This is a genomic window from Pseudomonas sp. L7 (assembly GCF_046605565.1).
GTDB classification, from domain to species: domain Bacteria; phylum Pseudomonadota; class Gammaproteobacteria; order Pseudomonadales; family Pseudomonadaceae; genus Aquipseudomonas; species Aquipseudomonas wayambapalatensis.
The window spans coordinates 2,180,470-2,205,839 of sequence record NZ_CP176784.1 but is presented as its reverse complement, the minus strand read 5'-3'; the positions used below and the strand labels follow the sequence as shown (position 1 = coordinate 2,205,839).

Here is a 25,370-nt window from a genome sequence, read left to right as displayed (position 1 = left end):
ACCCGGCATTCTACTCGCTATGCAGGCTCGCATAAATCGACTCGGCAAGCTTTTTACTGATGCCAGGCGCCTTGGCAATCTCGTCGACACTGGCGCGGTTGAGCTCCTGCAAGCCGCCGAAATGTTTCAGCAGGTCGCGGCGGCGCTTCGGTCCGACCCCTGCGACGTCTTCCAGACTTGACGTGCGGCGGGCCTTGCCGCGACGTGCGCGGTGACCAGTGATGGCAAAACGGTGCGCTTCATCGCGAATCTGCTGAATCAGGTGCAGTGCCAGTGAGTCGCCCTTGAGGGTGAATTCGTGGGCGACATCGTTGAGATACAACGTCTCGAACCCGGCCTTGCGGGTCACTCCCTTGGCCACCCCGAGCAAGGTGAGGTCACTCAGCGCCAGCTCCTGCATGACTTCACGCGCCATGTTCAACTGCCCCTTGCCGCCGTCGACCAAAAGCACATCGGGCAACTTGCCCTCGCCGTCCTTGATTCGCCCGAAACGACGGGTCAGGGCCTGGTGCATGGCTGCATAATCGTCACCGGCAGTCACGCCTTCGATGTTGAAGCGACGATAGTCGGACTTGAGCGGGCCTTCCGGGCCGAACACCACGCATGAGGCCACGGTAGCCTCGCCGCTGGAGTGGCTGATGTCGTAGCACTCCAGGCGCTGCGGTACTTCCGGCAGGTTGAGCACCTGAGCCAAGGCTTCGAAACGCGCGGCCATGTGCTGGCGGTTGGCCAGACGCGCACTGAGCGCCTGCTCGGCGTTGGTCACTGCCAGTTGCTGCCAGCGCGCCCGAGTCCCTCGGACTCTATGGCTGATGGCGAGGTCGCGACCGCGCAAGGTCTGTACCGCTTCAGTGATGGCCTGGAAGTCCTCGTGGACCACATTGACGATCAGCTCCCCCGGCAGCTCTCGCTCGGCGTTGCCCAGATAGTACTGGGAGAGGAAGGCCGCCATGACTTCGGCCACCTCCTCCTCGATACCCACCTGCGGGAAGAAGTTCTTGCTCCCCAGCACCCGCCCGCCGCGTACGCTGATCAGGTGCACACAGGCACCGCCCGGGTTGACGAAGGCAGCGACCACATCGACGTCGCCAGATCCCCCTTCCATGTACTGCTGGTCCTGAACCCGACGCAACAAGGCGATCTGGTCGCGCAGCTCGGCGGCCTTCTCGAAATTCAGCGCCATGGCAGCCTGTTCCATCTCGGCGTTGAGCTCGTTGCCCAGTTGCTGGCTACGCCCCTCGAGGAACATCACAGAATGGCGTACGTCTTCGGCATACTCCTCGGGTGCGACCAGGCCGACGCACGGCCCCTTGCAGCGCTTGATCTGATATTGCAGGCACGGACGGGTGCGGTTGGCGTAGTAACTGTCCTCGCACTGACGTACCGAGAACGCTTTCTGCAGCAGGCTCAGGCTTTCACGTATAGCCCCGGCGCTTGGATAAGGGCCGAAGTAGCGCCCCTTGGCTCTTTTCGCACCACGATGGATGCCCAAGCGTGGGAAATCGCCGTCGGAAAGAAAGACGTATGGGTAGGATTTGTCGTCGCGCAACAAAATGTTGTAGGGCGGACGCCACTCCTTGATCAGCGTCTGCTCGAGCAGCAGCGCCTCGGTCTCGTTGGCGGTGATGGTGGTTTCGACCTGAGCGATGCGCCCCACCAGGGCAGCCGTCTTCGGCGCCAAGCCAGTCTTGCGGAAATAGCTGGCCAGACGCTTCTTGAGGTTCTTGGCCTTGCCCACGTAAAGCAGCCGGGACTCGGCATCGAACATCCGGTACACGCCCGGGCGACCGCTACAGGTCGCCAGGAACGCGCTGGCATCAAAGAGTTGGGACATGGGGGATTACAGGCTTGCGTCAACCATACCGTGGCGAACGGCCAGCAATGTCAATTCGACGTCGCTGGTGACCGAGAGTTTTTCGAAGATCCGATAACGGTAAGTATTGACGGTCTTGGGGGACAGACACAACTTGTCAGAGATGATCTGCACTTTCTGGCAGCCGACAATCATCAGGGCAATCTGGATTTCCCGCTCCGACAGCGTATCGAACGGTGACCCCTGAGGCTGGAACGATTTGAGTGCCAGCTGCTGGGCGATCTGCGGGCTGATATAGCGCTGCCCCGCGAAGGCCAGGCGGATGGCCTGGACCATTTCGTCGAGCCCCGCGCCCTTGGTCAGGTATCCCGCCGCGCCTGCCTGCAGCAAGCGCGTGGGGAACGGGTCTTCCTCGCACACGGTGACGGCCACCACTTTGGTGTCCGGGTGGCTGCGAAGCAATTTGCGCGTGGCTTCCAAACCACCGATTCCGGGCATCTTGACGTCCATGAGGACCACGTCCGGTTTCAGCTCACGGGCAAGCTTCAGAGCGGCCTCGCCCGAATCCGCCTCGCCGACCACTTGCAGACCATCGATATCGGCCAGCATGCGCGTGATGCCGGTACGCACCAGATCGTGATCATCGACCACAAGTACCCTAATCAAGCAGACACCTCGTCATGGGGGCGATTGGATCCGGCCACCTTAACAAAAAATTTCATCGCGAACCTAGCGCAAAGCGTCATTGACATATGGCTGCCGGTCCCCCCTTCGCAGGCGATTATTTTCGTGGCTTTCGTGGTCTGCAGCCAGACGCCCGACCAGGTGCCAGATCGCCGCCCGATCGGCTGAAGTCAGTCGTCGCAAGATCCCCAGCAGTCGGCTCTCGTCGCCACTGAGGCTTTCCAATGGCGCTGGCGTGCGCAAGCCGCTGAGTACGTAAAGGGCATCGACGCCCTTGGCTGCGAGCGCAGCCAGATAATCGATGCGTGGCGTGCGTTCGCCGCTTTCGTATTTGCCCTGGGCGTTGGGCTCGACCCCGCCTATGTCGCCGAACACTCGCTGGGTCAATCCCAAACGTTCGCGCTCTTCCCTCAAACGCAGACCGAATCCTTTCATTCGACTCCCTTCCTCCCTCGATCAAATACACTTGGGCGCGTCCGGCACCCGGGCGAATAGCCACGAATCCAGTTGGCACTATGCACATTGGATCCAACCAATACAAGCTACCATTACGCCACTTGTCTAAACCTGTACCTACAAAACCCGTATGATGCTGAATCAAGACCTCGCACCCGCGACCATGACATTGCGCTGCATGCGAACGAAGCAGTCGTCCTCCCCCATTTCGACAAAGCCCGAACGTGCATAGAGTCGCCTGGCCGGGTTACTGCGAAACACCATCAGGCGCAGCAGCGGCAAACGACGTCGCGCTGCCCATTCGGCCAACTGCTCCAGTACCCACCCCCCGATGCCGTGCCCGCGGTGCTCGGGCAGCAGGTGCAGTTCGCGAATGAACAAGGCCTGACGGTCCTGGCTGAGGCTGCAGAAGCCCAGCACCTGCTCGCCCTCCTTCACCAGCCACTGCTCGCGCCAGCCCCAGGCTTCGTCAAAAGCCTCTTCGATCCACAACAGGTCGAACTCGCGGTAATACGGGAGCATGGCACGGCGCGTCAGATCGCGGGCGAAGGTCCGAGAGTCAGCAGTGGCCGGAACGAGTTCACGTGACATTGGGGTCATTGCATCGCTATCCGGCAAATTCATGGGCATGACACGTCGGCGAACTGCCCGGTCCCGCCTTGCACAGTTTGCGTGGCCAGAAGCGATCGGCCAGCACGCGCTGGCCGTACTCAGGCGAAGCCGATTGATACACGCGTTTGCAACATATCATCGAATTCTCCGGCGCTATTTTCACCTTCAACCTACGATCTACATTGACCAAGGTCACGCGACAGCCACTCGACCGACACCACGCCGCTGACCCGCAGCCCCTTGCCGGAGACAAAAAAGAGGCCGCGCAGGCGGCCTCGATCAGGTCATCCCGGAATTTTCAGCCCACGCTGCACAGCAGGACGTTCCAGGAATTTTGCCAACACTCGCTGCACATCCTTGAACTGGTCAAAGCCCACCAGATCACGGGCGTTGTAGCGGTCCACCAGATTGCGCACCCAGGGGAAGATGGCGATATCGGCGATACTGTACTCATCGACCATCCACTCACGGCCCTTCAGGTGACGATCGAGCACCCCGAGCAGGCGCTTGGATTCGTTGACGTAACGATCACGCGGACGCTTGTCCTCGTAATCCTTGCCAGCGAAGAAATGGAAGAACCCCACCTGGCCAAACATGGGCCCGACGCCGCCCATCTGGAACATCAACCACTGCAAGGTCTGATAGCGCTGGGCGGGGTCCTGACTGAGCAACTTGCCGGTCTTTTCTGCCAGGTACTGGAGAATCGCCCCCGACTCGAACAGCGGCAACGCCCGTCCATCCGGACCGGCAGGATCGAGAATCGCAGGAATCTTGTTGTTGGCGCTGAGCGAGATGAACTCGGGGGTCAACTGATCGTTGGTCTCGAAGCTGACCTTGTGCACCTCGTAGGGCAGGCCGATCTCTTCGAGCATGATCGAGACCTTGACGCCATTGGGTGTGGCCAGAGAATAGAGTTGCAAGCGCTCGGGGTGCTGCGCCGGCCACTTCTGCGTGATGGGAAATGCGGACAGATCGGTCATGGTCGATTCCGAATGCGAGGGGACCATCACTCTAGAACCAACGTCAATGTTTGACCATGGCCTTTTCGGTATCGAGGGTGACGCACCCGCACGGGTGCGCCCCCTCTCGTACGATCAATAGCGTGGCAGTACGGGCTGGGCACCGTTGGAGATGACCACTTCGACGCGCCGGTTGAGCTGGCGCGACTGTGCATCGGCATTGCTTGCTACCGGATACTCCTTGCCGTAGCCGGCAGTGACCATGCGATCACCGGCCACGCCCTGACGACGCAGGGCATTGGCCACCGCCGCCGCACGCTGCTCGGACAATCGCTGGTTGAGCGCATCGCTGCCAGTCGAGTCGGTGAAGCCTTCGATCAGTACCTTGCGCTCTGGGTTCTGTTCCAGGTAATGCGCGAGTTGCTGGATGTTACGATGGCTGCCGCCACGCAGTTCGGCACGTCCTGTATCGAACAGCACATCGCCGAAGGTGATGACCGTGCCACGGTCACTGGGTTTGGCATTGAGGTTCTGCAACGCCTTGAGCTGGGCGGTCCGTACATCCAGACGCGCCTGGGTGCGCTGGGCTTCGATGCCCTGCAGGCCGGTTTCAGCCTGACGCAACAAGATGGTCTGCTCGGCAGTTTCGATCCTGCGGTTGGCAAGATAGGCGAGCTGAGTCACCTCGGCGCTCTTGCGGTTCTTGAGCGAAGCCTGCTCGGCTCGTCCCAGGGCGCTATAGGCCTCACGGGTTTCCAGTGCAGCAACGCGACTCGCCTCAGGCTTTGCCTGCAGCACCGAATACGCCTCACGCGCTTCAAGCAACCCAGGGTTTTCCGGAGTGGTACCACAACCGGCCAGCATCAGAGCGAGGACCGAGACACCCGGCAGCAGATGGAATTTCGACATGATGGTTCTCCTCAGCGGGGGGTAGCGGTGGCTTGCGGGGCTTCGAGCAATTCCTGCTTGAGCACCTCGATGCCTTGGCGGGCAGTGTCCAGCTGGGCTTTGGTCTTGCGTGCAGCAGCCTTGCGCTCGGCCAGACGGGCATCGGCCTCGGCCTGCTCGGCAAGTGTCTTCACCTGAGCGGCATTTTTCTCACCCAGTGCGCGCTCCATGGCGTTAAGTTTGTCCTGGGCAGCACGCATCTCCACCGGTGCGTACTGCGTGGCGTCAGCAGAGACCGCTCGGTTGACCGCGCTTCGGGTCAGCTCGATCTGCTCGCCAGGCATGACCGAACTGGCGCAGCCACTCAGGGCCAGAATCAGGCCGGCGGCAGGCAGGGACTTGATAGTGAATCGGGCAGGCATTGAACAACTCCTCGTGAGTTGACGACACACGAACACTGGGCTCCCTCCGTGTTCGTGCGGTGATGGTCGAAAGGATTCAGAGGGCACGGTCGATGTTCATGATGCGGGCGGTTTCAGCCGCTACGAGAGGGGAGCAATCGGTGAGAAACGTAGAACATCTATGCCAGTCTCTTGGAAAAGCATTGCAAGACTATTCCGCAGACCTTGAACACCACATGGGAATTATCCGAACCAACCACTAGGAATTTTCGACAAACCGCATGCTGCATCGGGTAGCCGATGGCTACCCGCCCCAACCGTTCAGCTACGCTCGTGCGCTTGCCGCTTGAGCTTTTCGGTGTCCACACGCACGAACACAGAATCGGCGCTGACGGTCAGCACATCCCCGGCCCAGACTTCGCAGATGACCCGGCTCTTGCGCCCGACCTCGCCTTCGACCCTGGCCTTGAGCAGAAGCTCAACGCCCATGGGCGTGGGCTTGAGGTAAGTCAGGTTGAGGGTGCCGGTGACACAGTCGATACGCGGCAAGCTGCCCGGCTCGCGCCCTTCTGCCCGGTAGTGGTAGGCCATTGCGGTCCAGTTGGAATGGCAGTCCACCAGCATCGCCAGCAGGCCACCGTAGACCAATCCGGGCCAGCCGATGAAGTTACTGTCAGGCGAGTGCCGGCAGAGCAGGTGCACGCCGTCGCTGTCCCAGCGGCTCTGGATATGCAGGCCACTGGGGTGGGAACAACCGCAGCCATAGCAGGAGCCTTCGGGCGCCGCCAGTTGCTGGAGGGAGAGTGCTTTCTCGTTCATACGCTTCCTGTGCTTGTTGGAATGGGAAGGATGGTGGGAGGATGGTAGCGCTCCCCCCGTCCTTGTGCACTCACCTGCAGCGGCAACACAGGATGAGCGCAAGCGTCAAACGACTTGCACCCGACCAGACCTCTCTCGCCGCCGTGTCACGGAAATCAGCAGGATCACCGCCGTAACCCCGGCCGTCATCAGGGTTTCGTAGCGATAGGCATCGCTGAACAGCATGTACCCCAGCACCAGCACGATAGTCCCGATCACCAGCCAGGTGAGCCATGGGAACAACCACATCTTCAATGCAAGCTCCGTCCCCTCACGCTCAGCCCGCGCACGCATGCGCAGTTGCGAAACGGCAATCACCAGGTACACCAGCAGGGCGATGGCCCCCGTGGTCGACAAGAGGAAGCCGAACACCTTGCCCGGGAACACATAGTTGACGAAGCAGCCGGCGAAACCCGCCAAGGTCGACAGGATCACCGCTACGGTCGGCACACCAGCCCCGGAAATCCGCCGGGTCATGCTCGGCGCCTCGCCGCGAGCGCCCAACGAATAGAGCATCCGCGAGGCCGTGTAGAGCCCGGAGTTCATGCAACTGGTCACCGCTACCAACACCACCAGATCGACCACCAGCTTGGCGCCCGGCACATTGAGCACCTCAAGCACGCGCTGGAACGAGCCCACTGCCTTGAGCCCCGGATCGTTCCAAGCTACCAGCGACACTACCAGGAAGATCGAAGCCAGGTAGAAGATGGCGATGCGGTACACCACCAGGTTGGTGGCGCGACGGATCTTTTCCTTGGGGTTGGCGGTTTCATCGGCGGCAATGGTGACGATCTCGGCACCGAAGAACGAGAAGATCGTGATCAGCACGCCCCCCAGCACCGTGCCGAAGCCATTGGGCATGAAGCCTCCGTTGGCCCACAACTGACTGACACCTGAGACCTTGGCCAACGGCCAGACACCGAACAGTGCCAGGCTGCAGATGATGATGAAGGCGAGAATCGCGACCACCTTGATCAACGCGAACCAGTACTCGAAGGCGCCGAAGTTCTTCACGCTGACCAAGTTGGTCCCCGACAGCAGCACCATGATCAGGAAGGCGAATAGCCAGGACGGCACATCGGGAAAATAGGCATAGAGGATGTCGGCGCCAGCGATCGCCTCGACCGGGATGATCAATACCCAGAACCACCAGTACAGCCAGCCGATGGTGAAACCGGCCCAAGGTCCGATGGCCTCGGTGGCGTAGGTGGAAAACGAACCGCTGTTGGGGTTGGCGATAGCCATTTCGCCAAGCATGCGCATCACCAGCAGCACCAGCAGGCCGGTCATGGCATAGGAAATGAGGATCGCCGGACCTGCCGTGGCGATGGCGTTGGAGGAGCCGATGAACAGGCCGGCACCAATGATGCCAGCGATGGAAATCATGGACACCTGGCGCGAAGTCAGGCCGTGCTGCAGCGAACGCTGTTTCTTTTGTTGAGACGATGCCATGGGGAACCCTCTGATGGGTCGGCCGCCGCAAAAGGCGGCGATGAGTCTGAGCAGATTTTGTTGTAGGTCTGTGCAGTTGTTTCTTGTTGTTTTGCAGTTTTCGCTGTCACTGCGCACAGGACAGGAAGTTGGAGTAAGGGGTGTTTTTTCTCGTGCCTCTCCATCGGGTTGTAATCGTTGATCCAGGTCAGTATTAATCTATAGGCGTGGCTCAACAAACGACCTTTTAGAAACACATGATTCCGTTTTGGAATGCATTTCTTATTTTTCCTGCCTGGTAACGCCTGTCATGTCCAAACGCCTGATGCCCTCCACCACCGCCCTGCAATGCTTCGAGGCAGCCGCCCGCCACCTGAGCTTTACCCGTGCGGCGCAGGAGTTGCACCTCACCCAGAGCGCGGTGAGCAAACAGGTCGCACAGCTCGAGTACATGTTGTCCCACCCGCTGTTCCAGCGTATTCGCCGACGCCTGCACCTGACCCCGGCAGGCGCGCTGTACCTCACCGAAGTGAACAAGATCCTCACCCAGATCGACATCTCCAGCCGCTACATCCTCAGCTACGGCGACGAGACCGAAGTCCTGCGCATCGCCACCCAACCCACCTTCGGCGCGCGCTGGCTGGTGCCCCACCTCAAGGGTTTCGGCGAACGCCATCCGCGCATCCACCTGGACGTCCGTAACGAACTGGAGCCATTCGACCTCGTGCAGGCCAAGGTCGATATCGCGTTCTTCTTTGGCCAGGGCACCTGGCCCGGCGCCACTTGCCTTGAGCTGTTCAGCGAGGAGGTGGTGCCGGTGTGCGCACCACAACTGTTGCAGGCACATGCTTTCGACAGTGCCCAGTCGCTGACCGAGCACCGTCTGCTGCAATGCGCATCGAGGCCCGAAGCCTGGCACGAGTGGTTCCTTGGGCTGGGGCTGCACAGCCAGAACAGCTACCACGGCCCACGCTTCGACACCTTCTACCTGTGCATCCGCGCAGCCATCGCAGGCTGCGGGATTGCCCTGATTCCGCGTTACCTGGTGGCCGAGGAACTAAGCGAAGGCAAGCTGGTGGTGCCGTGGAATCATCCGGTGGCGAGCAATGGCCGACACTTCATGGCCCATGCCGAGCATGCGGCCGAGGTGCCCAAGGTGAAGGCCTTCGTGGAGTGGATCCTGGAACGGGCAGCTGAAGAGGGTTAAAAGTCGAACTTCGAGAATCCAAGGAATGATCCCAATCGAATAATTCGTTTGCCGAACACACATTCATCGCGCTTGGATAATAAGAAATTCGAACAAGGTTCCGCGCGTCCATGAATCAGGAAAGTATCAGCCAGTCCATCGCCATCGTTCACCCGATCACACTTTCCCATGGCCGCAACGCCGAAGTATGGGATACCGACGACAAGCGCTATATCGACTTCGTCGGCGGTATCGGCGTGCTCAACCTGGGCCACTGCAACCCGGCAGTGGTCGAGGCCATTCAGCACCAGGCCGCCCGCCTGACCCATTACGCCTTCAACGCCGCCCCCCATGCACCCTATGTTGCGGTCATGGAGCAGTTGAGCGCGTTCGTGCCGGTGAGCTACCCGCTTGCAGGCATGCTCACCAACAGCGGCGCCGAAGCTGCGGAGAACGCATTGAAGGTGGCCCGTGGCGCCACCGGCAAGCGGGCCGTCATCGCCTTCGACGGTGGATTCCATGGCCGCACCCTGGCCACCCTCAACCTCAACGGCAAGGTCGCCCCCTACAAGCAACGCGTGGGTGAGCTGCCGGGGCCGGTCTACCACCTACCCTACCCCAGCGCCGACACCGGCGTGACCTGCGACCAGGCGCTCAAGGCCATGGAGCGGCTGTTCGCCGTCGAGATCGCGGTCGAGGATGTGGCAGCCTTCATCCTGGAACCGGTGCAAGGCGAAGGCGGCTTCCTCGCGCTGGACCCCACCTTCGCCCAGGCCCTGCGCCGCTTCTGCGACCAGCATGGCATTCTCATCATCATCGACGAGATCCAGTCCGGTTTCGGACGCACCGGCCAGCGCTTCGCCTTCCCTCGCCTGGGCATCGAACCGGATCTTCTGTTGCTGGCCAAGAGCATCGCCGGCGGCATGCCACTGGGTGCCGTGGTCGGCCGACGTGAACTGCTGGATGCCCTGCCCAAGGGCGGGCTTGGCGGCACCTATTCAGGTAATCCCATCGCCTGTGCCGCGGCCCTGGCCAGCCTGGCGCAGATGACCGACGAGAACCTCGCCACCTGGGGCGAGCGTCAGGAGCACGCCATCGTGAGGCGCTTCGAACACTGGAAAAGTAGCGGCCTGTGCCCCTACCTTGGGCGCCTGACCGGCGTCGGCGCGATGCGCGGGATCGAGTTCGTCAACACCGATGGCAGCCCAGCGCCAGCGCAGCTGGCCAAGGTAATGGAGACTGCGCGAGCCAAGGGGTTGCTACTGATGCCCAGTGGCAAGGCCCGCCACATCATTCGTCTGCTGGCACCGCTGACCATCGAAACCGAGGTGCTCGAGGAAGGGCTGGATATCCTCGAACAGTGCCTGACCGCACTGGACTGAGACTCAGAGCCCCAGTTCTTCTGGGGTGAGCATGTCGGACTCGAAGGCGATCCAGCCGCCTTCGAGCTCGGCGTGGCCATTGACGATCGGGCCGTAATAGGTCAGACCGTTCTCAAGCGTGACGCAGATGTGCGTGGCCGACTTTTCAGGCGCCGCGAGCGTACCGACGAAATGCACCTTCTTCAGCGTTTCGGTCACCGCCTCGAGACCGATGCGCATACCTGGGTTCTCCGAGGCCTCGGCGTCCCCGCCACGGTCTTCGGCGCTGACAGTCACAGTGGCGATGTAGGGGTACTTGGTGCTCAAGCGGGGTTACCTCGGGTGGATAGTCGTGTGGGCGCGTAGAGTACGGCAGGTGATCCCTGTTGTCTCTACTGGCCTCTTCGCGGGATGGCCTGCAACAGGTGATCTGCCCCCCTCGATCTGTTAGGGTGCCGGGCGATGCACGCCATACCAGACGAGGACACCACGTGAGCGCCGAAGAACCCCTGATCGCCGACCTGTTCGAGGTCGACAAACGCCTGACCCTCAAGCCCGTCGTGGACTTCAACACCTACCTGCGCAACGCCTTTGGCGACGGCGCGTGCCGCTGTCATCGCTGCGTCGAGCTGAACGGCGACGAAAGCAGCTACAGCCACCGCCACACCTTCGAGTTCGATGGCCGCCCGATGCACCGGCGCTTCGCCAACACCGCAGGCAGCGATGTATTGCAAGCCTTGAAGAAAGCCTGGCTGTCATACACCAAGAACGACCTGCCCCTGCTCGGCCAGCTCGATCTGCACACCCTGCGCACCTTCACCGAAACGAACCTGCATGAGCGGCTTGTGGCCCTGCTCCCGGCCAGCGGCCTGGCGCGCGAGGTCGAAGGTACTTGGGTGCTGCAAGCCCAGGCCGACTGACAGCCCGGCGGCGCAGCAGGATTCTCCCGGTCTGCTACCGTGGGAGAATCCTCACCTGCAGGTGACCTGCCATGGCCCGCACAACCCCCATCGAGCTGTACCGCAATATCGGCATCGTCGCCCACGTCGATGCCGGCAAGACCACCACGACAGAACGCATCCTGTTCTACACCGGGGTCAACCACAAGATGGGCGAGGTCCACGACGGCGCCGCGACCATGGACTGGATGGCCCAGGAGCAGGAACGCGGCATCACCATCACCTCGGCGGCGACCACGGCGTTCTGGCAAGGCTCGACCAAGCAATTCGCCGACAAGTACCGCTTCAACATCATCGATACGCCCGGCCACGTCGACTTCACCATCGAGGTGGAGCGTTCGCTACGCGTGCTCGATGGCGCAGTGGTGGTCTTCAGCGGCGCCGACGGGGTCGAGCCGCAGTCCGAGACGGTATGGCGCCAGGCCAACAAGTACCACGTGCCACGCCTGGCCTATATCAACAAGATGGACCGCCAGGGTGCGGACTTTCTGCGTGTGGTGAAGCAGATCGACCAGCGCCTGGGCCACCACCCGGTGCCCATCCAGTTGGCCATCGGCAGCGAAGAAAACTTCATCGGCCAGATCGACCTGGTGAAGATGAAGGCCATCTACTGGAACGACGCCGACCAGGGCACCAGCTACCGCGAAGAACCGATTCCCGCCGAACTGCAGGCCCTGGCCGACGAATGGCGCGCGCACATGGTCGAGGCCGCGGCCGAAGCCAATGACGAACTGACCCTTAAGTTTCTTGAAGGCGAAGAGCTGAGCATCGACGAGATCAAGGCCGCCCTGCGCCAACGCACCATCGCCAACGAGATCGTACCGACCATCCTTGGCTCCTCGTTCAAGAACAAGGGCGTGCCACTGATGCTCGATGCGGTGATCGACTACCTCCCCGCCCCCAGCGAAATCCCTGCAATCAAGGGCACCGACCCGGACGACGAGGAAAAGCACCTCGAGCGCCATGCCGACGACAAGGAACCGTTCTCCGCACTCGCCTTCAAGATCGCCACCGACCCCTTCGTCGGCACCCTGACCTTCGCCCGCGTCTACTCCGGCGTACTCAGTTCCGGCAATGCGGTGCTCAACTCGGTCAAGGGCAAGAAGGAACGCATCGGCCGCATGGTCCAGATGCACGCCAACCAGCGCGCGGAAATCAAGGACGTGTGCGCAGGCGACATCGCCGCGCTGATCGGCATGAAGGACGTGACCACCGGCGACACCCTGTGCGACATCGACAAGCCGATCATCCTCGAGCGCATGGACTTCCCGGACCCGGTGATCTCGGTCGCAGTCGAGCCGAAAACCAAGGCCGACCAGGAGAAGATGGGGATCGCCCTGGGCAAGCTCGCGCAGGAAGACCCCTCGTTCCGCGTGCGCACCGACGAAGAGACCGGGCAGACCATCATCTCCGGCATGGGCGAGCTGCACCTGGACATCATCGTCGACCGCATGCGCCGGGAGTTCAACGTCGAGGCCAATATCGGCAAACCACAGGTCGCCTACCGCGAAAAAATCCGCAACACCTGCGAGATCGAAGGCCGCTTCGTCCGACAGTCTGGCGGACGCGGCCAGTATGGCCACTGCTGGATACGCTTCGCCCCGGGCGACGAAGGCCAGGAAGGCCTGGAGTTCATCAATGAAATCGTCGGCGGCGTGGTGCCGCGCGAATACATCCCGGCGATTCAGAAAGGCATCGAGGAGCAGATGAAGAACGGCGTGCTCGCCGGGTATCCCCTGATCAACCTCAAGGCCGCAGTGTTCGACGGCTCCTACCACGACGTCGACTCAAACGAAATGGCCTACAAGATTGCCGCGTCCATGGCGACCAAGCAGCTGTCTCAAAAAGGCGGCGCAGTGTTGCTAGAGCCGGTGATGAAGGTCGAAGTGGTAACGCCGGAGGAGTACCAGGGCGACATTCTGGGCGACCTCAGCCGTCGCCGCGGGATGATCCAGGATGGTGACGAGACGCCCGCCGGCAAGGTGATTCGCGCCGAGGTGCCATTGGGCGAGATGTTCGGCTACGCCACCTCGATGCGCTCGATGACCCAAGGCCGGGCCAGCTTCTCAATGGAGTTCACGCGCTATGCGGAGGCGCCGGCGAGTATCGCCGATGGCATCGTGAAGAAGAACCGGGGGGAATAGCCCAGGCGACCTCATCGCGGGGCCCGGACTTGCCCCGCGATGGCGTCGGTCTCGCCGACTCAGAACCTCAATGCTGCTCGCCTGCCCGCCGCAACAGCTTCTTGCACCGCTCCGACAGATGCACCACGCGCAGGTGCTTGCCCGCACGGGAATACCGCTCGCGCAGGGTCTTCAACGCGGCGATCGCCGAGTAGTCGACGAAACTCAGGTGCTTGCAGTCCAGCGTCACGCTCTGCGGATCCTGCGCCGGATCGAACTGCTCGAGAAACGGTGTGGTCGAGGCGAAGAACAAGGTGCCGTGCACTTGGTAAATCTTGCCGCCCTGGCCGTCCTCGTGGCTATCGGCATACAGCTCACGAGCATGCTGCCAGGCGAAGTTGATGGCCGCGATGACAATCCCGAACAGCACCGCAGTGGCCAGATCCGTCAGTACCGTGACCACCGTTACTGCAATGATCGCCAACACATCGCTTTTCGGCACCTTGTGCAGCACTCGCAGCGACGCCCAGGCAAAGGTCTGCTGCGCCACGACGAACATCACCCCGACCAGTGCGGCCAGCGGAATACGCTCGATCAGCGGCGACAGGAACAACACGAACAGCAGGATCATCACCCCCGCCACCACGCCCGACAGCCGACCGCGGCCATTGGAACTCAGGTTGATCACGGTCTGGCCGATCATCGCGCAGCCGCCCATGCCACCGCACAGCCCCGACACCATGTTGGCCGCGCCCAGGGCCACACATTCACGATCAGGGAAACCGCGGCTCTCGGTGATCTCATCGGTGAGATTGAGGGTCAGCAGGGTTTCCAGCAGACCGACCATGGCCATCAACAGCGCATAGGGGGCGATGATCTTGAGCGTCTCGAGGTTCCAGGGCACCTCCGGCCAGGCCAGTTGCGGCAGGCCACCGGCGATGTGCGCCATGTCGCCGAGGGTGCGGGTCGGCAGCTCGAGCAGGTAGACCAGCAGGCCCACACCGAGAATAGCCACCAGCGCAGGCGGCACCGCGCGGGTCAGCTTCGGCAGTACGTAGACCACCAGCATCGTCAGGGCTACCAGACCGACCATCAGCAGCAGCGGCTTCCCGCCGAGCCAGTGCTCGCCGTCCTTGAAATGCTCGAGCTGGGCCATGGCGATGACGATGGCCAGGCCATTGACGAAGCCAAGCATCACCGGGTAAGGCACCAGCCGCACCAGCTTCCCAAGACGCAGCACGCCGAACAGGATCATCACGATCCCGCCAAGCAGCACCGTGGCCAACAGATACTGGGCACCGTGCTGCACGACCAGGGCGACGATCACCACCGCCATCGACCCGGCGGCGCCGGAGATCATCCCTGGGCGACCGCCGAACAACGCGGTCAGCGTGCAAATGATGAAGGCACCGTAGAGCCCCATCAGCGGATTGAGGTGCGCCACCAAGGCGAAAGCGATGCACTCGGGCACCAGGGCGAAGGAGGTGGTCAGGCCAGCGAGGACGTCGGCGCGAAGTCGGGCGGGTTTCATGTAGATCCTGTGAAGTGTCCAGTCATGGCGACGGCGCGCGCGCAATGGGAGCAACCCATCACCCACGCAGAAGCAAAAATGAAGGGCGCGATGTTACGGAATTTGTCTGACAGCGGCCACCGCCGCTCTGCTCAGCGCACCCGCTCCCGGCTCTGCACCGCAAGATCCAGCGCGCGGTGCATGTCCAGTCGTGCCGAGCGGCCCAGGTCGGGATCATTGAGGCGGCCATTGCGCTCCGACGGCAGGATCGGCGCAGTCAGGTCCTCGGCATCCATCGCCTCGAAGTCCTGTTCAGAGCCCATGGTCAGGGAGCTGCGGCGCAGCAACATACGCACCTGCTCGGGCGTAAGCTGCGGATTGATCGACAGCATCGCTGCAACCGTCGAAGCCACCAACGGCGTCGCGTAGGACGTACCGCAGTGCGGCTTGCCAGCATCGGCAGGTTGCAGGCAGGCTGCTGCACTGACATCCACACGCATGTCGACGTTGGAGCTGCGGCGCTTGACCACATGCTGCGGATCCTCGACCGCGGTGTCGCGCTCGCCGCGTTGATGCCCGCCCACCACCAGCAACTGCTCGGTCACGAACGACGATGGCAAACGGTATTCATCGGTGCCAGACCATGACGAGCCATTGCCCGCCGAATTGACCACCACCACATCCGGGTGCTCGCTGCGCAGCCACAGGAAGAATTCCTCGAGCAACTCCTCGTAGCCACTCATGGCCAACCCCGAGCGCACCAGCGAATCGACCTCGTCGCCCTCCACGTTTTTGGCGCCCACGCGGTGGATACCCCAACTCCAGTTGAGCACCCGTACGCCGTCCTCGACCAGGTTGACCGACGCGGCGATATTGGCGGTGATACCTGCATCCGAGTTGCGCTCGACGATCACCTCGAACCCGGGGCTGGCCTTGCCCAGGCCGCTGAGAAAGCCACCTGCCACCCCCTCCCCGCGCCCGGCCAGGATACCGGCGACGTGGCTGCCGTGGCTCTGCGCACGTGCGCCGTCGCGGCCATAAAGGCAGGTCTGTCTTGGCCCGCAGGCGCCGCGATAAACCTGAAAGGGCGCAGCGTCGAAATCCAGCTCGCGCTCGATCACGCCCACACGTATCGGCTGTACAGGCACGTTCGAGGCCGGGACCCGGCGCTGGTAGTAGTACAGGGCATCCGTGAAACGATTGGCCGCCCACTCATCGGCCTGGTCGATGACCGTAGCCTTGCCGCCCTCGCCTTCCTCACCTCGCTCCGGCGCCGACTCTTCGACGATCACCGCGTCCACGCTTATCTCGCTGCCCATGCGCAGGATCATCGCATCGCGCTGTACAAGATCACGTACCGGAAGGCGCAGTTGGTAGACGTTCAACGGCGGGATCGCCCCCACCACCTGCGCACCATATTTGTTGGCGATACGTTGCGCCTCCTTGCGCCCGTTGTGCTTTTCCTCGATCAACAGGCTGACCAGGTCGAGGTAGGTGGTCAGGCCGTCCATGTTCCTGGCCACCTCGTGCGGGCCTGCGGCGACCACATGGCTGCGCTGGCGAGTGAGCCAGACCGGATTGCTTTTCTGCCCGCTGACCTGCAGCCACAAAGCAGCGCTCGGACCGGGCTGGTCGAGCGTGAACTCGAGCCTGTCGCCCTCGCGCTGCACGGCATTGGCAGGCAAGGCCCGGTCGCCCAGCCACACCTGTGGAGCCTGGTGCTCCAGACCTTGCGCGCGCAGGCACCAGTGCTGCGAGGCCTCGGACAGCAAATCGTCGCAGCGCTGCAACTGCTGGATGCGCGGTTCGGCGATGGCACTCTGTCCAAGAACAAGCAACAACAAAGGTAGGTAGTGCTTCATGCTGAAGGTCTGCAATGGTCTTTTTGCTGCGACCCCAGCGCTCAGGCGATGGTTCAGCTGTTGACGGTAGCCCTCGAAAGCTCCGCAGCCGCACTGCAAATTTCAAATCCCTGTGATCCAGACACGGCACAATGCTGGCAAATTTGCCATCATGTCTATTCAACCTGCGGAGACCACCTACATGCCGCTACGCCCCCTTGTCACCGCCCTGCTGCTGGCGGCCAGCCTCACCGCACAGGCGGCCACCGAAGTCGTGCCGCTGCAGCACCGCAGCAGCGCCGAGCTGCTGCCGACCGCCCAGTCCTTTCTTGGAAAGGACGGAACCGTCAGCGCCTTCGAGAACAAATTGATCGTCAATGCCAGCCCGGAACGCATCGACGACCTGCGCGCCTTGCTACAGCAGTTGGACACTGCGCCCAAACGCCTGCTGATCAGCGTTGACAACAACGACAGCAACTACCAGGACAACCGCGGCAACGCCCGGGTCATCCAGTACGGCACCAGCAACCGCGAAGGCGGCCTGCAGCAGATCCAGGCCAGCGAAGGCCAGCCGGCACTGATCCAGATCGGCCAGAGCATCCCCATCACCAGCACCTCGACCGATGGTTACGGACGCATCCAGAGCGATACCCAGTACCGCAATGTGACCCAGGGTTTCTACGTCACGCCGAGCGTCAGCGGTGAAACGGTTCGTCTGCAAATCAGCACCAATAATGATCGAATGAGCCAGGAACGCCAGGATGTAGTGAAAGTGCAGAGCACCGACACGACCATCTCGGGCAAGCTCGGCGAGTGGATCACCCTGGCGGGGTACAACCAGCAGAGCCAGGCCGAAAACAGCCCTTCGGCCCTCACCTACAGCACCCAGCGCGGTGAAAACATGACGCTACGCGTCAAAGTCGACCTTCTCGACTGATCCCAGGCAGTTCAAGGCCTCGACCAAGGGCCTTGAAACTGACTGCAGAGTCGCATTAGACCAAAGATGTAGTAAGCCAAAAAAAGCACTACAAAACATTTGACAGGCTCTTTTCGCCAAGGGCATGATGGCCTCGCTCCCGCTAATCAGGGGCCCTGGCAAGGGCCTTCGGGACGCCCTCCCGATACCCCTGGAGGCGTCCTGTGTCTATACGGCCCACAAGGCGGTTCGACGGGATTGCGACTGCAACGAAGAAGTTGTCCCGAGGGACGGAAGCGCATCACCGCAGAACCGGCAATCGACGTCGCACCGCAGCAAGGCATCCACGAGCCGACCTGCTGGGGACACCTTCGCCTGAACTGCACCCCCTTCCCCTTCGAGCCTTCCCCGTTCGCCGCCGCACTCCCCCGGACAGGACAGCCGCCAGGCCTCTGATTCCGCGACCTGAGCATCCGCACAACTACACTCAAGATCGATGCGACGAGGTTTATTTCCATGGCACTGACACGCGAACAGCAAATTGCAGCCCTCGAGAAAGACTGGGCCGAGAACCCGCGCTGGAAAGGCGTGACCCGTACCTACACCGCCGCCGATGTCGTTCGCCTGCGTGGCTCCCTGCAGCCAGAGCACACCTTTGCTCGTCAAGGCGCAGAAAAACTGTGGAAGCTGGTCACCCAAGGTGCCCACCCGTCCTTCCGGCCCGAAAAAGATTTCGTCAACTGCATGGGCGCCCTCACCGGCGGCCAGGCCGTGCAGCAGGTAAAAGCCGGCATTCAGGCCATTTACCTGTCCGGCTGGCAGGTAGCCGCCGACAACAACTCGGCCGAGTCCATGTACCCTGACCAGTCGCTGTACCCGGTCGACTCCGTACCGACCGTGGTCAAGCGCATCAACAACGCCTTCCGCCGCGCCGACCAGATCCAGTGGAAAGCCGGCAAGAACCCAGGCGACGATGGCTACATCGACTACTTCGCACCGATCGTGGCTGACGCCGAAGCCGGTTTCGGCGGCGTGCTGAACGCCTACGAGCTGATGAAGAACATGATCGAGGCAGGCGCCGCCGGCGTGCACTTCGAAGACCAGCTGGCCTCGGTGAAAAAATGCGGTCACATGGGTGGCAAGGTACTGGTGCCAACCCAGGAAGCCGTACAGAAGCTGGTGGCCGCGCGTCTGGCCGCTGACGTTGCGGGCGTACCGACCATCATCCTCGCCCGCACCGACGCCAACGCTGCTGACCTGCTGACCAGCGACTGCGACCCTTACGACCAGCCGTTCGTGATCGGCGAGCGCACCCGTGAAGGCTTCTACAAGGTACGTGCGGGCCTCGACCAGGCCATCGCCCGCGGCCTGGCCTACGCCCCGTACGCCGACTTGATCTGGTGCGAAACCGCCAAGCCGGACCTGGACGAAGCCCGTCGCTTTGCCGAAGCGATCAAGAAGGAGTACCCGGACCAACTGCTGTCGTACAACTGCTCGCCATCCTTCAACTGGAAGAAGAACCTGGACGATGCCACCATCGCCAAGTTCCAGCGCGAACTGTCGGCGATGGGCTACAAGCACCAGTTCATCACCCTGGCCGGCATCCACAACATGTGGCACGGCATGTTCAACCTGGCGCACGACTACGCCCGCAACGACATGACCGCCTACGTGAAACTGCAGGAGCAGGAATTCGCCGACGCCAGCAAGGGCTACACCTTCGTGGCGCACCAGCAGGAAGTGGGCACCGGTTATTTCGACGACATGACCACCGTGATCCAGGGTGGCGCTTCGTCGGTGACAGCACTGACCGGTTCGACCGAGGAAGAGCAGTTCCACTGATAGTGGGTTGCTGACAGAGGCCCGGGGCTTGAGAAAGCCCCGGGCTTTCTTTTGCCTGCCGCCCCACCACTGCCTCCCCCTGCAGGCGCCTGATGTCCTGACGACGAGCCAAACCCCGAGATCAGGGCTATGCTTGAGACAGCACAGCAAGCAAGGACTGCCACATGCCTCGTCCAAGCCAACGCCTGGATGCCCTCTATATTAAGAAGCACAGCCCGCACCCTGCTTGCTCGCTTGCGCCTCCTTGCCATTGCAGCCCGCCCCGTAGCCCCGTCTTTCGCCGAAACATTGACCCGGAGCGGTGCACGAGAACGCTGCAACTGCTAGAACGAGAGTTTTTCTCATTTGCAAGTGACAAGATTGTGAATTGAACTAGGCAGGTAACAGATGAGGAAAAAAACAGCGGCCCAGCCCAAATGATATTAATTATCATTATTAAATTGAAGACTCGTTACGCCAACCAAGAAACATAATTAACAAATCTGGTTGGAATGCCCGAAACTCAAGGCTTTCAGCCATTTACGAAAGATTTTTGTTCTTAATCCTACGAATAAATTTGCGCTGGAAATTTTACTTGCCGTGGGTTTACCCATAAAATCAGCGCGATTGATTCAGCTGCGACATTTGGTCACTGCGTCAGCGACACCGCGTCGCCGCTCTACTTATTTCAGACTGCAGAGCTGGGTCTCTGTATAAGGATTTCAAGCATGTCCGATTCGGCAGGACTCATCGCCCACAACTGGGGCTTTGCCATCTTCCTCCTGGGTGTCGTCGGCCTGTGTGCCTTCATGCTCGGCCTGTCCAGCCTGCTCGGCAGCAAGGCTTGGGGCCGCGCCAAGAACGAACCCTTCGAATCCGGCATGCTGCCCGTCGGCAGCGCCCGCCTGCGCCTGTCCGCCAAATTCTATCTGGTCGCGATGCTGTTCGTGATCTTCGATATCGAAGCCCTCTTTCTCTTTGCATGGTCTGTGTCCGTCCGCGAAAGCGGCTGGACCGGATTCGTCGAAGCTCTCGTTTTCATAGCAATTCTGTTGGCAGGTCTTGTCTACCTTTGGCGCGTCGGTGCTCTTGATTGGGCTCCCGAAGGTCGCCGCAAGCGGCAAGCGAAGCTGAAACAATGAGGCTTTGGCAATGCAATACAATCTCACCAGAATCGATCCGGATGCGCCCAACGAGCAGTACCCGGTAGGTGATCGGGAAACCGTCACCGACCAACTGCTGGAGGACCAGGTCCACAAGAACATCTACATGGGGAAACTCGAAGATGTGCTGCGTGGCGCGGTCAACTGGGGTCGCAAGAACTCCCTCTGGCCGTACAACTTCGGCCTGTCCTGCTGCTACGTGGAAATGACCACGGCCTTCACGGCACCCCACGACATCGCCCGCTTCGGCGCCGAAGTCATCCGGGCGTCGCCGCGCCAGGCTGACTTCATGGTCGTCGCCGGTACCTGCTTCATCAAGATGGCGCCGATCATCCAGCGCCTCTACGAGCAGATGCTCGAACCCAAGTGGGTCATCTCCATGGGTTCGTGCGCCAACTCCGGTGGCATGTACGACATCTACTCGGTCGTTCAGGGGGTCGACAAGTTCCTCCCCGTGGACGTGTACGTGCCTGGCTGCCCGCCGCGCCCCGAAGCCTTCCTGCAAGGCTTGATGCTGCTGCAGGAATCGATCGGCCAGGAGCGACGCCCACTCTCCTGGGTTGTCGGCGATCAAGGCATTTACCGTGCCGAGATGCCCGCCCAGAAGGACCTGCGTCGCGAACAGCGTATCGCGGTAACCAACCTGCGCAGCCCCGACGAAGTCTGATCCAGCGACCTGCCGCCCGCTCCCCAGGAGCCGGCGGCCTGGCTTCATTCTCTACGTTGACTCAAAGCGACCGAGACCATGACAGCGGACACCGCTATTTATATTCCGCCTTACAAGGCTGACGACCAGGATGTGGTCGTCGAACTGCACAACCGTTTTGGCGCTGACGCCTTCGTCGCCCAAGAGACCCGCACCGGCATGCCGGTACTGTGGGTCAACCGTGCCCAGCTCAAAGATGTACTTTCTTTCCTGCGCAACGTCGCCAAACCGTACAGCATGCTGTACGACCTGCACGGCGTCGACGAGCGCCTGCGCACCCAGCGCCGCGGCCTGCCTGCCGCCGACTTCAGCGTGTTCTACCACCTGTTGTCGGTCGAGCGTAACAGCGACGTGATGATCAAGGTGTCGCTGAGCGAAGGCGACCTGAACCTGCCGTCCGTGACCAGCATCTGGCCGAACGCCAACTGGTACGAGCGTGAAGTCTGGGACATGTTCGGCATCGACTTCGCCGGTCACCCGCACCTGTCGCGCATCCTGATGCCGCCGACCTGGGAAGGTCACCCGCTGCGCAAGGACTTTCCGGCTCGCGCCACCGAGTTCGATCCCTACTCGCTGAACCTCGCCAAGCAACAGCTTGAAGAAGAGTCGGCGCGCTTCAACCCCGAGGCCTGGGGCATGAAACGCCAGGGCGCCAACGAGGACTACATGTTCCTCAACCTCGGCCCCAACCACCCTTCTGCCCACGGTGCCTTCCGTATCGTCCTGCAACTGGACGGCGAAGAAATCGTCGACTGCGTCCCCGACATCGGCTACCACCACCGTGGTGCCGAAAAGATGGCCGAACGTCAGTCCTGGCACAGCTTCATTCCCTACACCGACCGTATCGACTACCTCGGCGGGGTAATGAACAACCTGCCGTACGTACTCGCGGTCGAGAAGCTGGCCGGTATCCAGGTGCCGCAGAAAGTCGACGTGATTCGCATCATGCTCGCCGAATTCTTCCGGATCACCAGCCACCTGCTGTTCCTGGGTACCTACATCCAGGACGTCGGCGCCATGACCCCGGTGTTCTTCACCTTCACCGACCGCCAGCGTGCCTACACCGTGATCGAGGCGATCACCGGTTTCCGCCTGCACCCGGCCTGGTACCGCATCGGCGGCGTCGCCCACGACCTGCCGCGCGGCTGGGACAAGCTGGTCAAGGATTTCGTCGAATGGCTGCCCAAGCGCCTGGACGAATACACCAAGGCCGCCCTGCAGAACAGCATCCTCAAGGGCCGTACCATCGGCGTTGCCGCATACAACACCAAGGAAGCGCTGGAGTGGGGTACCACCGGTGCCGGCCTGCGCGCCACCGGTTGCGACTTCGACCTGCGCAAAGCCCGCCCCTACTCCGGCTACGAGAACTTCGAGTTCGAAGTACCGCTGGCCCACAACGGCGATGCCTACGATCGCTGCATGGTTCGTGTCGAGGAGATGCGCCAGAGTATCCGCATCATCGACCAGTGCCTGCGCAACATGCCGGAAGGCCCGTACAAGGCGGATCACCCGCTGACCACGCCGCCACCGAAAGAGCGCACCCTGCAGCACATCGAGACCCTGATCACCCACTTCCTGCAAGTCTCGTGGGGCCCGGTCATGCCGGCCAACGAGTCGTTCCAGATGATCGAGGCGACCAAGGGCATCAACAGTTACTACCTGACGAGCGATGGCGGCACCATGAGCTACCGCACCCGGATCCGCACGCCCAGCTATCCGCACCTGCAGCAGATCCCTTCGGTGATCAAAGGCAGCATGGTCGCGGACCTGATCGCGTACCTGGGCAGTATCGACTTCGTTATGGCTGACGTGGACCGCTAAGCATGAACAGCACGCTTATCCAAACCGACCGTTTCGCCCTGAGCGAAACCGAGCGCTCGGCCATCGAGCACGAGATGCACCACTACGAAGACCCGCGCGCGGCGTCCATCGAAGCCTTGAAAATCGTACAGAAAGAACGCGGCTGGGTGCCGGACGGCGCCATCTACGCAATCGGCGAAGTGCTGGGCATCCCTGCCAGCGACGTCGAGGGCGTGGCCACCTTCTACAGCCAGATCTTCCGCCAGCCGGTCGGTCGCCACATCATTCGCGTGTGCGACAGCATGGTCTGCTATATCGGCGGCCATGAATCGGTTGTCAGTCAGATCCAGAGCGAGCTGGGCATCGGCCTGGGCCAGACCACCGCCGATGGCCGCTTCACCCTGCTGCCGGTGTGCTGCCTGGGCAACTGCGACAAGGCCCCGGCGCTGATGATCGACGACGACACCTTTGGCGACGTGCAGCCTGCCGGCGTCTCCAAACTGCTGGAGGGTTACGTATGACCATCACTTCCTTCGGCCCGGCCAACCGCATCGCGCGCTCGGCTGAAACCCACCCGCTGACCTGGCGCCTGCGTGACGACGGCGAGCCAGTGTGGCTGACCGAGTACGAGTCCAAGAACGGCTATGCCGCGGCCCGCAAGGCCCTGGCCGACATGTCCGCCGACGACATCGTGCAAAGCGTCAAGGACTCCGGCCTCAAGGGCCGCGGCGGCGCAGGCTTTCCCACTGGCGTGAAGTGGGGCCTGATGCCCAAAGACGAATCCATGAACATCCGCTACCTGCTGTGCAACGCGGACGAAATGGAGCCCAACACCTGGAAAGACCGCATGCTGATGGAGCAACAGCCCCATCTGCTGGTCGAGGGCATGCTGATCAGCGCCCGCGCGCTGAAGGCCTACCGTGGCTACATCTTCCTGCGCGGCGAGTACACCACGGCAGCGAAGAACCTCAACCGTGCCATCGAGGAAGCCAAGGCCGCTGGCCTGCTGGGCAAGAACATCCTCGGTTCCGGTTTCGACTTCGAACTGTTCGTGCACACTGGTGCCGGGCGCTACATCTGCGGTGAAGAAACCGCACTGATCAACTCGCTCGAAGGCCGTCGCGCCAACCCGCGCTCCAAGCCGCCCTTCCCTGCCGCCGTCGGCGTGTGGGGCAAGCCGACCTGCGTGAACAACGTCGAAACCCTGTGCAACGTCCCGGCCATCGTCGCCAACGGCAACGACTGGTACAAGTCGCTGGCCCGCGAAGGCAGCGAAGACCACGGCACCAAACTGATGGGCTTCTCCGGCAAGGTGAAAAACCCGGGCCTGTGGGAACTGCCTTTCGGCGTGACCGCCCGCGAGCTGTTCGAAGACTACGCCGGCGGCATGCGCGACGGCTTCAAGCTCAAGTGCTGGCAGCCAGGTGGTGCCGGTACCGGTTTCCTGCTGCCGGAACACCTGGACGCACAGATGTACGCCGGTGGTATCGCCAAGGTCGGCACCCGTATGGGTACTGGCCTGGCGATGGCGGTCGACGACAGCATCAACATGGTCTCGCTGCTGCGCAACATGGAAGAGTTCTTCGCCCGCGAATCGTGCGGCTGGTGCACCCCATGCCGCGACGGCCTGCCATGGAGCGTGAAGATGCTGCGCGCCCTGGAGAAAGGCCAAGGCCGCGCCGAAGACATCGAGACCCTGCTGGGTCTGGTCAACTTCCTCGGCCCAGGCCGCACCTTCTGTGCTCACGCACCAGGTGCCGTGGAGCCGCTGGGCAGTGCCATCAAATACTTCCGGTCCGAATTCGAGGCCGGTGTCGCGCCCGCGAGTGCTGCCGACACCCTGCGCCCGAATCTGGCCAAGCCGATTGTGGTCGGCGCATAA

General features: G+C 61.8%; 24 protein-coding genes. 11 read left to right on the top strand and 13 right to left on the bottom strand.

Annotated elements, in window-relative coordinates; all coding sequences use genetic code 11:
• Positions 1-10: 10 nt before the first annotated feature.
• The 10 genes from uvrC to ACK3BK_RS10100 form a co-directional block, all read right to left on the bottom strand.
• Positions 11-1,834: an excinuclease ABC subunit UvrC gene (gene uvrC, locus ACK3BK_RS10145; RefSeq protein WP_411384217.1), complete on the bottom strand. Its 1,824-nt coding sequence runs from the start codon at positions 1,832-1,834 to the stop codon at positions 11-13.
• Between the two features lie 6 nt (positions 1,835-1,840).
• Positions 1,841-2,479, bottom strand: coding sequence for a UvrY/SirA/GacA family response regulator transcription factor (gene uvrY / locus ACK3BK_RS10140; protein ID WP_186669750.1), 639 nt, complete (start codon positions 2,477-2,479; stop codon positions 1,841-1,843).
• Positions 2,480-2,542: 63 nt separating this feature from the next.
• Positions 2,543-2,932, bottom strand: a complete 390-nt coding sequence (locus tag ACK3BK_RS10135; protein ID WP_411384216.1) for a helix-turn-helix domain-containing protein — start codon at positions 2,930-2,932, stop codon at positions 2,543-2,545.
• Positions 2,933-3,094: 162 nt separating this feature from the next.
• On the bottom strand, positions 3,095-3,544 hold the full coding sequence (locus ACK3BK_RS10130) for a GNAT family N-acetyltransferase (RefSeq protein WP_411384464.1): 450 nt from the start codon (positions 3,542-3,544) through the stop codon (positions 3,095-3,097).
• Positions 3,545-3,560: 16 nt separating this feature from the next.
• Complete coding sequence (locus tag ACK3BK_RS10125; protein ID WP_411384463.1) at positions 3,561-3,704, bottom strand: hypothetical protein; 144 nt, start codon at positions 3,702-3,704, stop codon at positions 3,561-3,563.
• A gap of 145 nt (positions 3,705-3,849) precedes the next feature.
• Complete coding sequence (locus ACK3BK_RS10120) at positions 3,850-4,545, bottom strand: glutathione S-transferase N-terminal domain-containing protein (RefSeq protein WP_411384215.1); 696 nt, start codon at positions 4,543-4,545, stop codon at positions 3,850-3,852.
• A gap of 114 nt (positions 4,546-4,659) precedes the next feature.
• The gene (locus ACK3BK_RS10115; RefSeq protein ID WP_288375345.1) at positions 4,660-5,433 is read right to left on the bottom strand and encodes an OmpA family protein; all 774 of its coding nucleotides are present in this window, start codon (positions 5,431-5,433) and stop codon (positions 4,660-4,662) included.
• Positions 5,434-5,444: 11 nt separating this feature from the next.
• Positions 5,445-5,834, bottom strand: coding sequence for a DUF4398 domain-containing protein (locus ACK3BK_RS10110; protein ID WP_186669758.1), 390 nt, complete (start codon positions 5,832-5,834; stop codon positions 5,445-5,447).
• A gap of 300 nt (positions 5,835-6,134) precedes the next feature.
• Entirely contained in the window at positions 6,135-6,632 is a 498-nt protein-coding gene (locus tag ACK3BK_RS10105; protein WP_411384214.1) for a PaaI family thioesterase, read from the bottom strand.
• Between the two features lie 105 nt (positions 6,633-6,737).
• Positions 6,738-8,123, bottom strand: a complete 1,386-nt coding sequence (locus tag ACK3BK_RS10100; protein ID WP_411384213.1) for an amino acid permease — start codon at positions 8,121-8,123, stop codon at positions 6,738-6,740.
• 289 nt (positions 8,124-8,412) lie between these two features.
• On the opposite strand from ACK3BK_RS10100, the gene gcvA reads away from it, so the two are divergent.
• Both gcvA and ACK3BK_RS10090 read left to right on the top strand, forming a co-directional pair.
• Positions 8,413-9,309 (top strand): transcriptional regulator GcvA, encoded by an 897-nt coding sequence (gene gcvA / locus ACK3BK_RS10095; RefSeq protein WP_411384212.1) that lies wholly within the window; start codon positions 8,413-8,415, stop codon positions 9,307-9,309.
• A 110-nt stretch (positions 9,310-9,419) separates the two neighbouring features.
• Positions 9,420-10,670, top strand: coding sequence for an aspartate aminotransferase family protein (locus tag ACK3BK_RS10090; RefSeq protein WP_411384211.1), 1,251 nt, complete (start codon positions 9,420-9,422; stop codon positions 10,668-10,670).
• Positions 10,671-10,673: 3 nt separating this feature from the next.
• Here ACK3BK_RS10090 and ACK3BK_RS10085 read toward each other — a convergent pair whose 3' ends face one another.
• Positions 10,674-10,976 (bottom strand): hypothetical protein, encoded by a 303-nt coding sequence (locus tag ACK3BK_RS10085; protein ID WP_063544334.1) that lies wholly within the window; start codon positions 10,974-10,976, stop codon positions 10,674-10,676.
• Positions 10,977-11,140: 164 nt separating this feature from the next.
• Between ACK3BK_RS10085 and ACK3BK_RS10080 the strand changes: the two genes are divergently transcribed.
• Positions 11,141-11,569 carry a hypothetical protein gene (locus tag ACK3BK_RS10080; protein ID WP_186711466.1) on the top strand — a complete coding sequence of 143 codons (429 nt, stop codon included), beginning with the start codon at positions 11,141-11,143 and terminating at the stop codon, positions 11,567-11,569.
• Between the two features lie 71 nt (positions 11,570-11,640).
• Entirely contained in the window at positions 11,641-13,752 is a 2,112-nt protein-coding gene (gene fusA / locus ACK3BK_RS10075; RefSeq protein WP_411384210.1) for an elongation factor G, read from the top strand.
• Positions 13,753-13,819: 67 nt separating this feature from the next.
• Here the strand turns inward: fusA and ACK3BK_RS10070 are convergent, their stop codons facing one another.
• Positions 13,820-15,262, bottom strand: coding sequence for a SulP family inorganic anion transporter (locus tag ACK3BK_RS10070; RefSeq protein WP_186669772.1), 1,443 nt, complete (start codon positions 15,260-15,262; stop codon positions 13,820-13,822).
• 131 nt (positions 15,263-15,393) lie between these two features.
• On the bottom strand, positions 15,394-17,103 hold the full coding sequence (locus ACK3BK_RS10065) for a S8/S53 family peptidase (RefSeq protein ID WP_411384209.1): 1,710 nt from the start codon (positions 17,101-17,103) through the stop codon (positions 15,394-15,396).
• A 181-nt stretch (positions 17,104-17,284) separates the two neighbouring features.
• Between ACK3BK_RS10065 and ACK3BK_RS10060 the strand changes: the two genes are divergently transcribed.
• The 7 genes from ACK3BK_RS10060 (at position 17,285) to nuoF (ending at position 25,370) form a co-directional block, all read left to right on the top strand.
• Positions 17,285-18,019 (top strand): secretin N-terminal domain-containing protein, encoded by a 735-nt coding sequence (locus tag ACK3BK_RS10060; RefSeq protein ID WP_238348413.1) that lies wholly within the window; start codon positions 17,285-17,287, stop codon positions 18,017-18,019.
• A gap of 495 nt (positions 18,020-18,514) precedes the next feature.
• A complete protein-coding gene (gene aceA / locus ACK3BK_RS10055; RefSeq protein ID WP_054892704.1) occupies positions 18,515-19,840 on the top strand; it encodes an isocitrate lyase in 1,326 nt (441 codons plus the stop codon).
• 707 nt (positions 19,841-20,547) lie between these two features.
• Positions 20,548-20,961 carry an NADH-quinone oxidoreductase subunit A gene (locus tag ACK3BK_RS10050; RefSeq protein ID WP_003251427.1) on the top strand — a complete coding sequence of 138 codons (414 nt, stop codon included), beginning with the start codon at positions 20,548-20,550 and terminating at the stop codon, positions 20,959-20,961.
• A gap of 10 nt (positions 20,962-20,971) precedes the next feature.
• Positions 20,972-21,649, top strand: a complete 678-nt coding sequence (locus tag ACK3BK_RS10045) for a NuoB/complex I 20 kDa subunit family protein (RefSeq protein ID WP_186669778.1) — start codon at positions 20,972-20,974, stop codon at positions 21,647-21,649.
• 78 nt (positions 21,650-21,727) lie between these two features.
• Positions 21,728-23,509 carry an NADH-quinone oxidoreductase subunit C/D gene (gene nuoC / locus ACK3BK_RS10040; protein WP_186669780.1) on the top strand — a complete coding sequence of 594 codons (1,782 nt, stop codon included), beginning with the start codon at positions 21,728-21,730 and terminating at the stop codon, positions 23,507-23,509.
• 2 nt (positions 23,510-23,511) lie between these two features.
• The gene (gene nuoE, locus ACK3BK_RS10035; RefSeq protein ID WP_012313767.1) at positions 23,512-24,009 is read left to right on the top strand and encodes an NADH-quinone oxidoreductase subunit NuoE; all 498 of its coding nucleotides are present in this window, start codon (positions 23,512-23,514) and stop codon (positions 24,007-24,009) included.
• Positions 24,006-25,370 (top strand): NADH-quinone oxidoreductase subunit NuoF, encoded by a 1,365-nt coding sequence (gene nuoF / locus ACK3BK_RS10030; RefSeq protein ID WP_186669782.1) that lies wholly within the window; start codon positions 24,006-24,008, stop codon positions 25,368-25,370. The genes nuoE and nuoF overlap by 4 nt, the downstream gene beginning before the upstream one ends.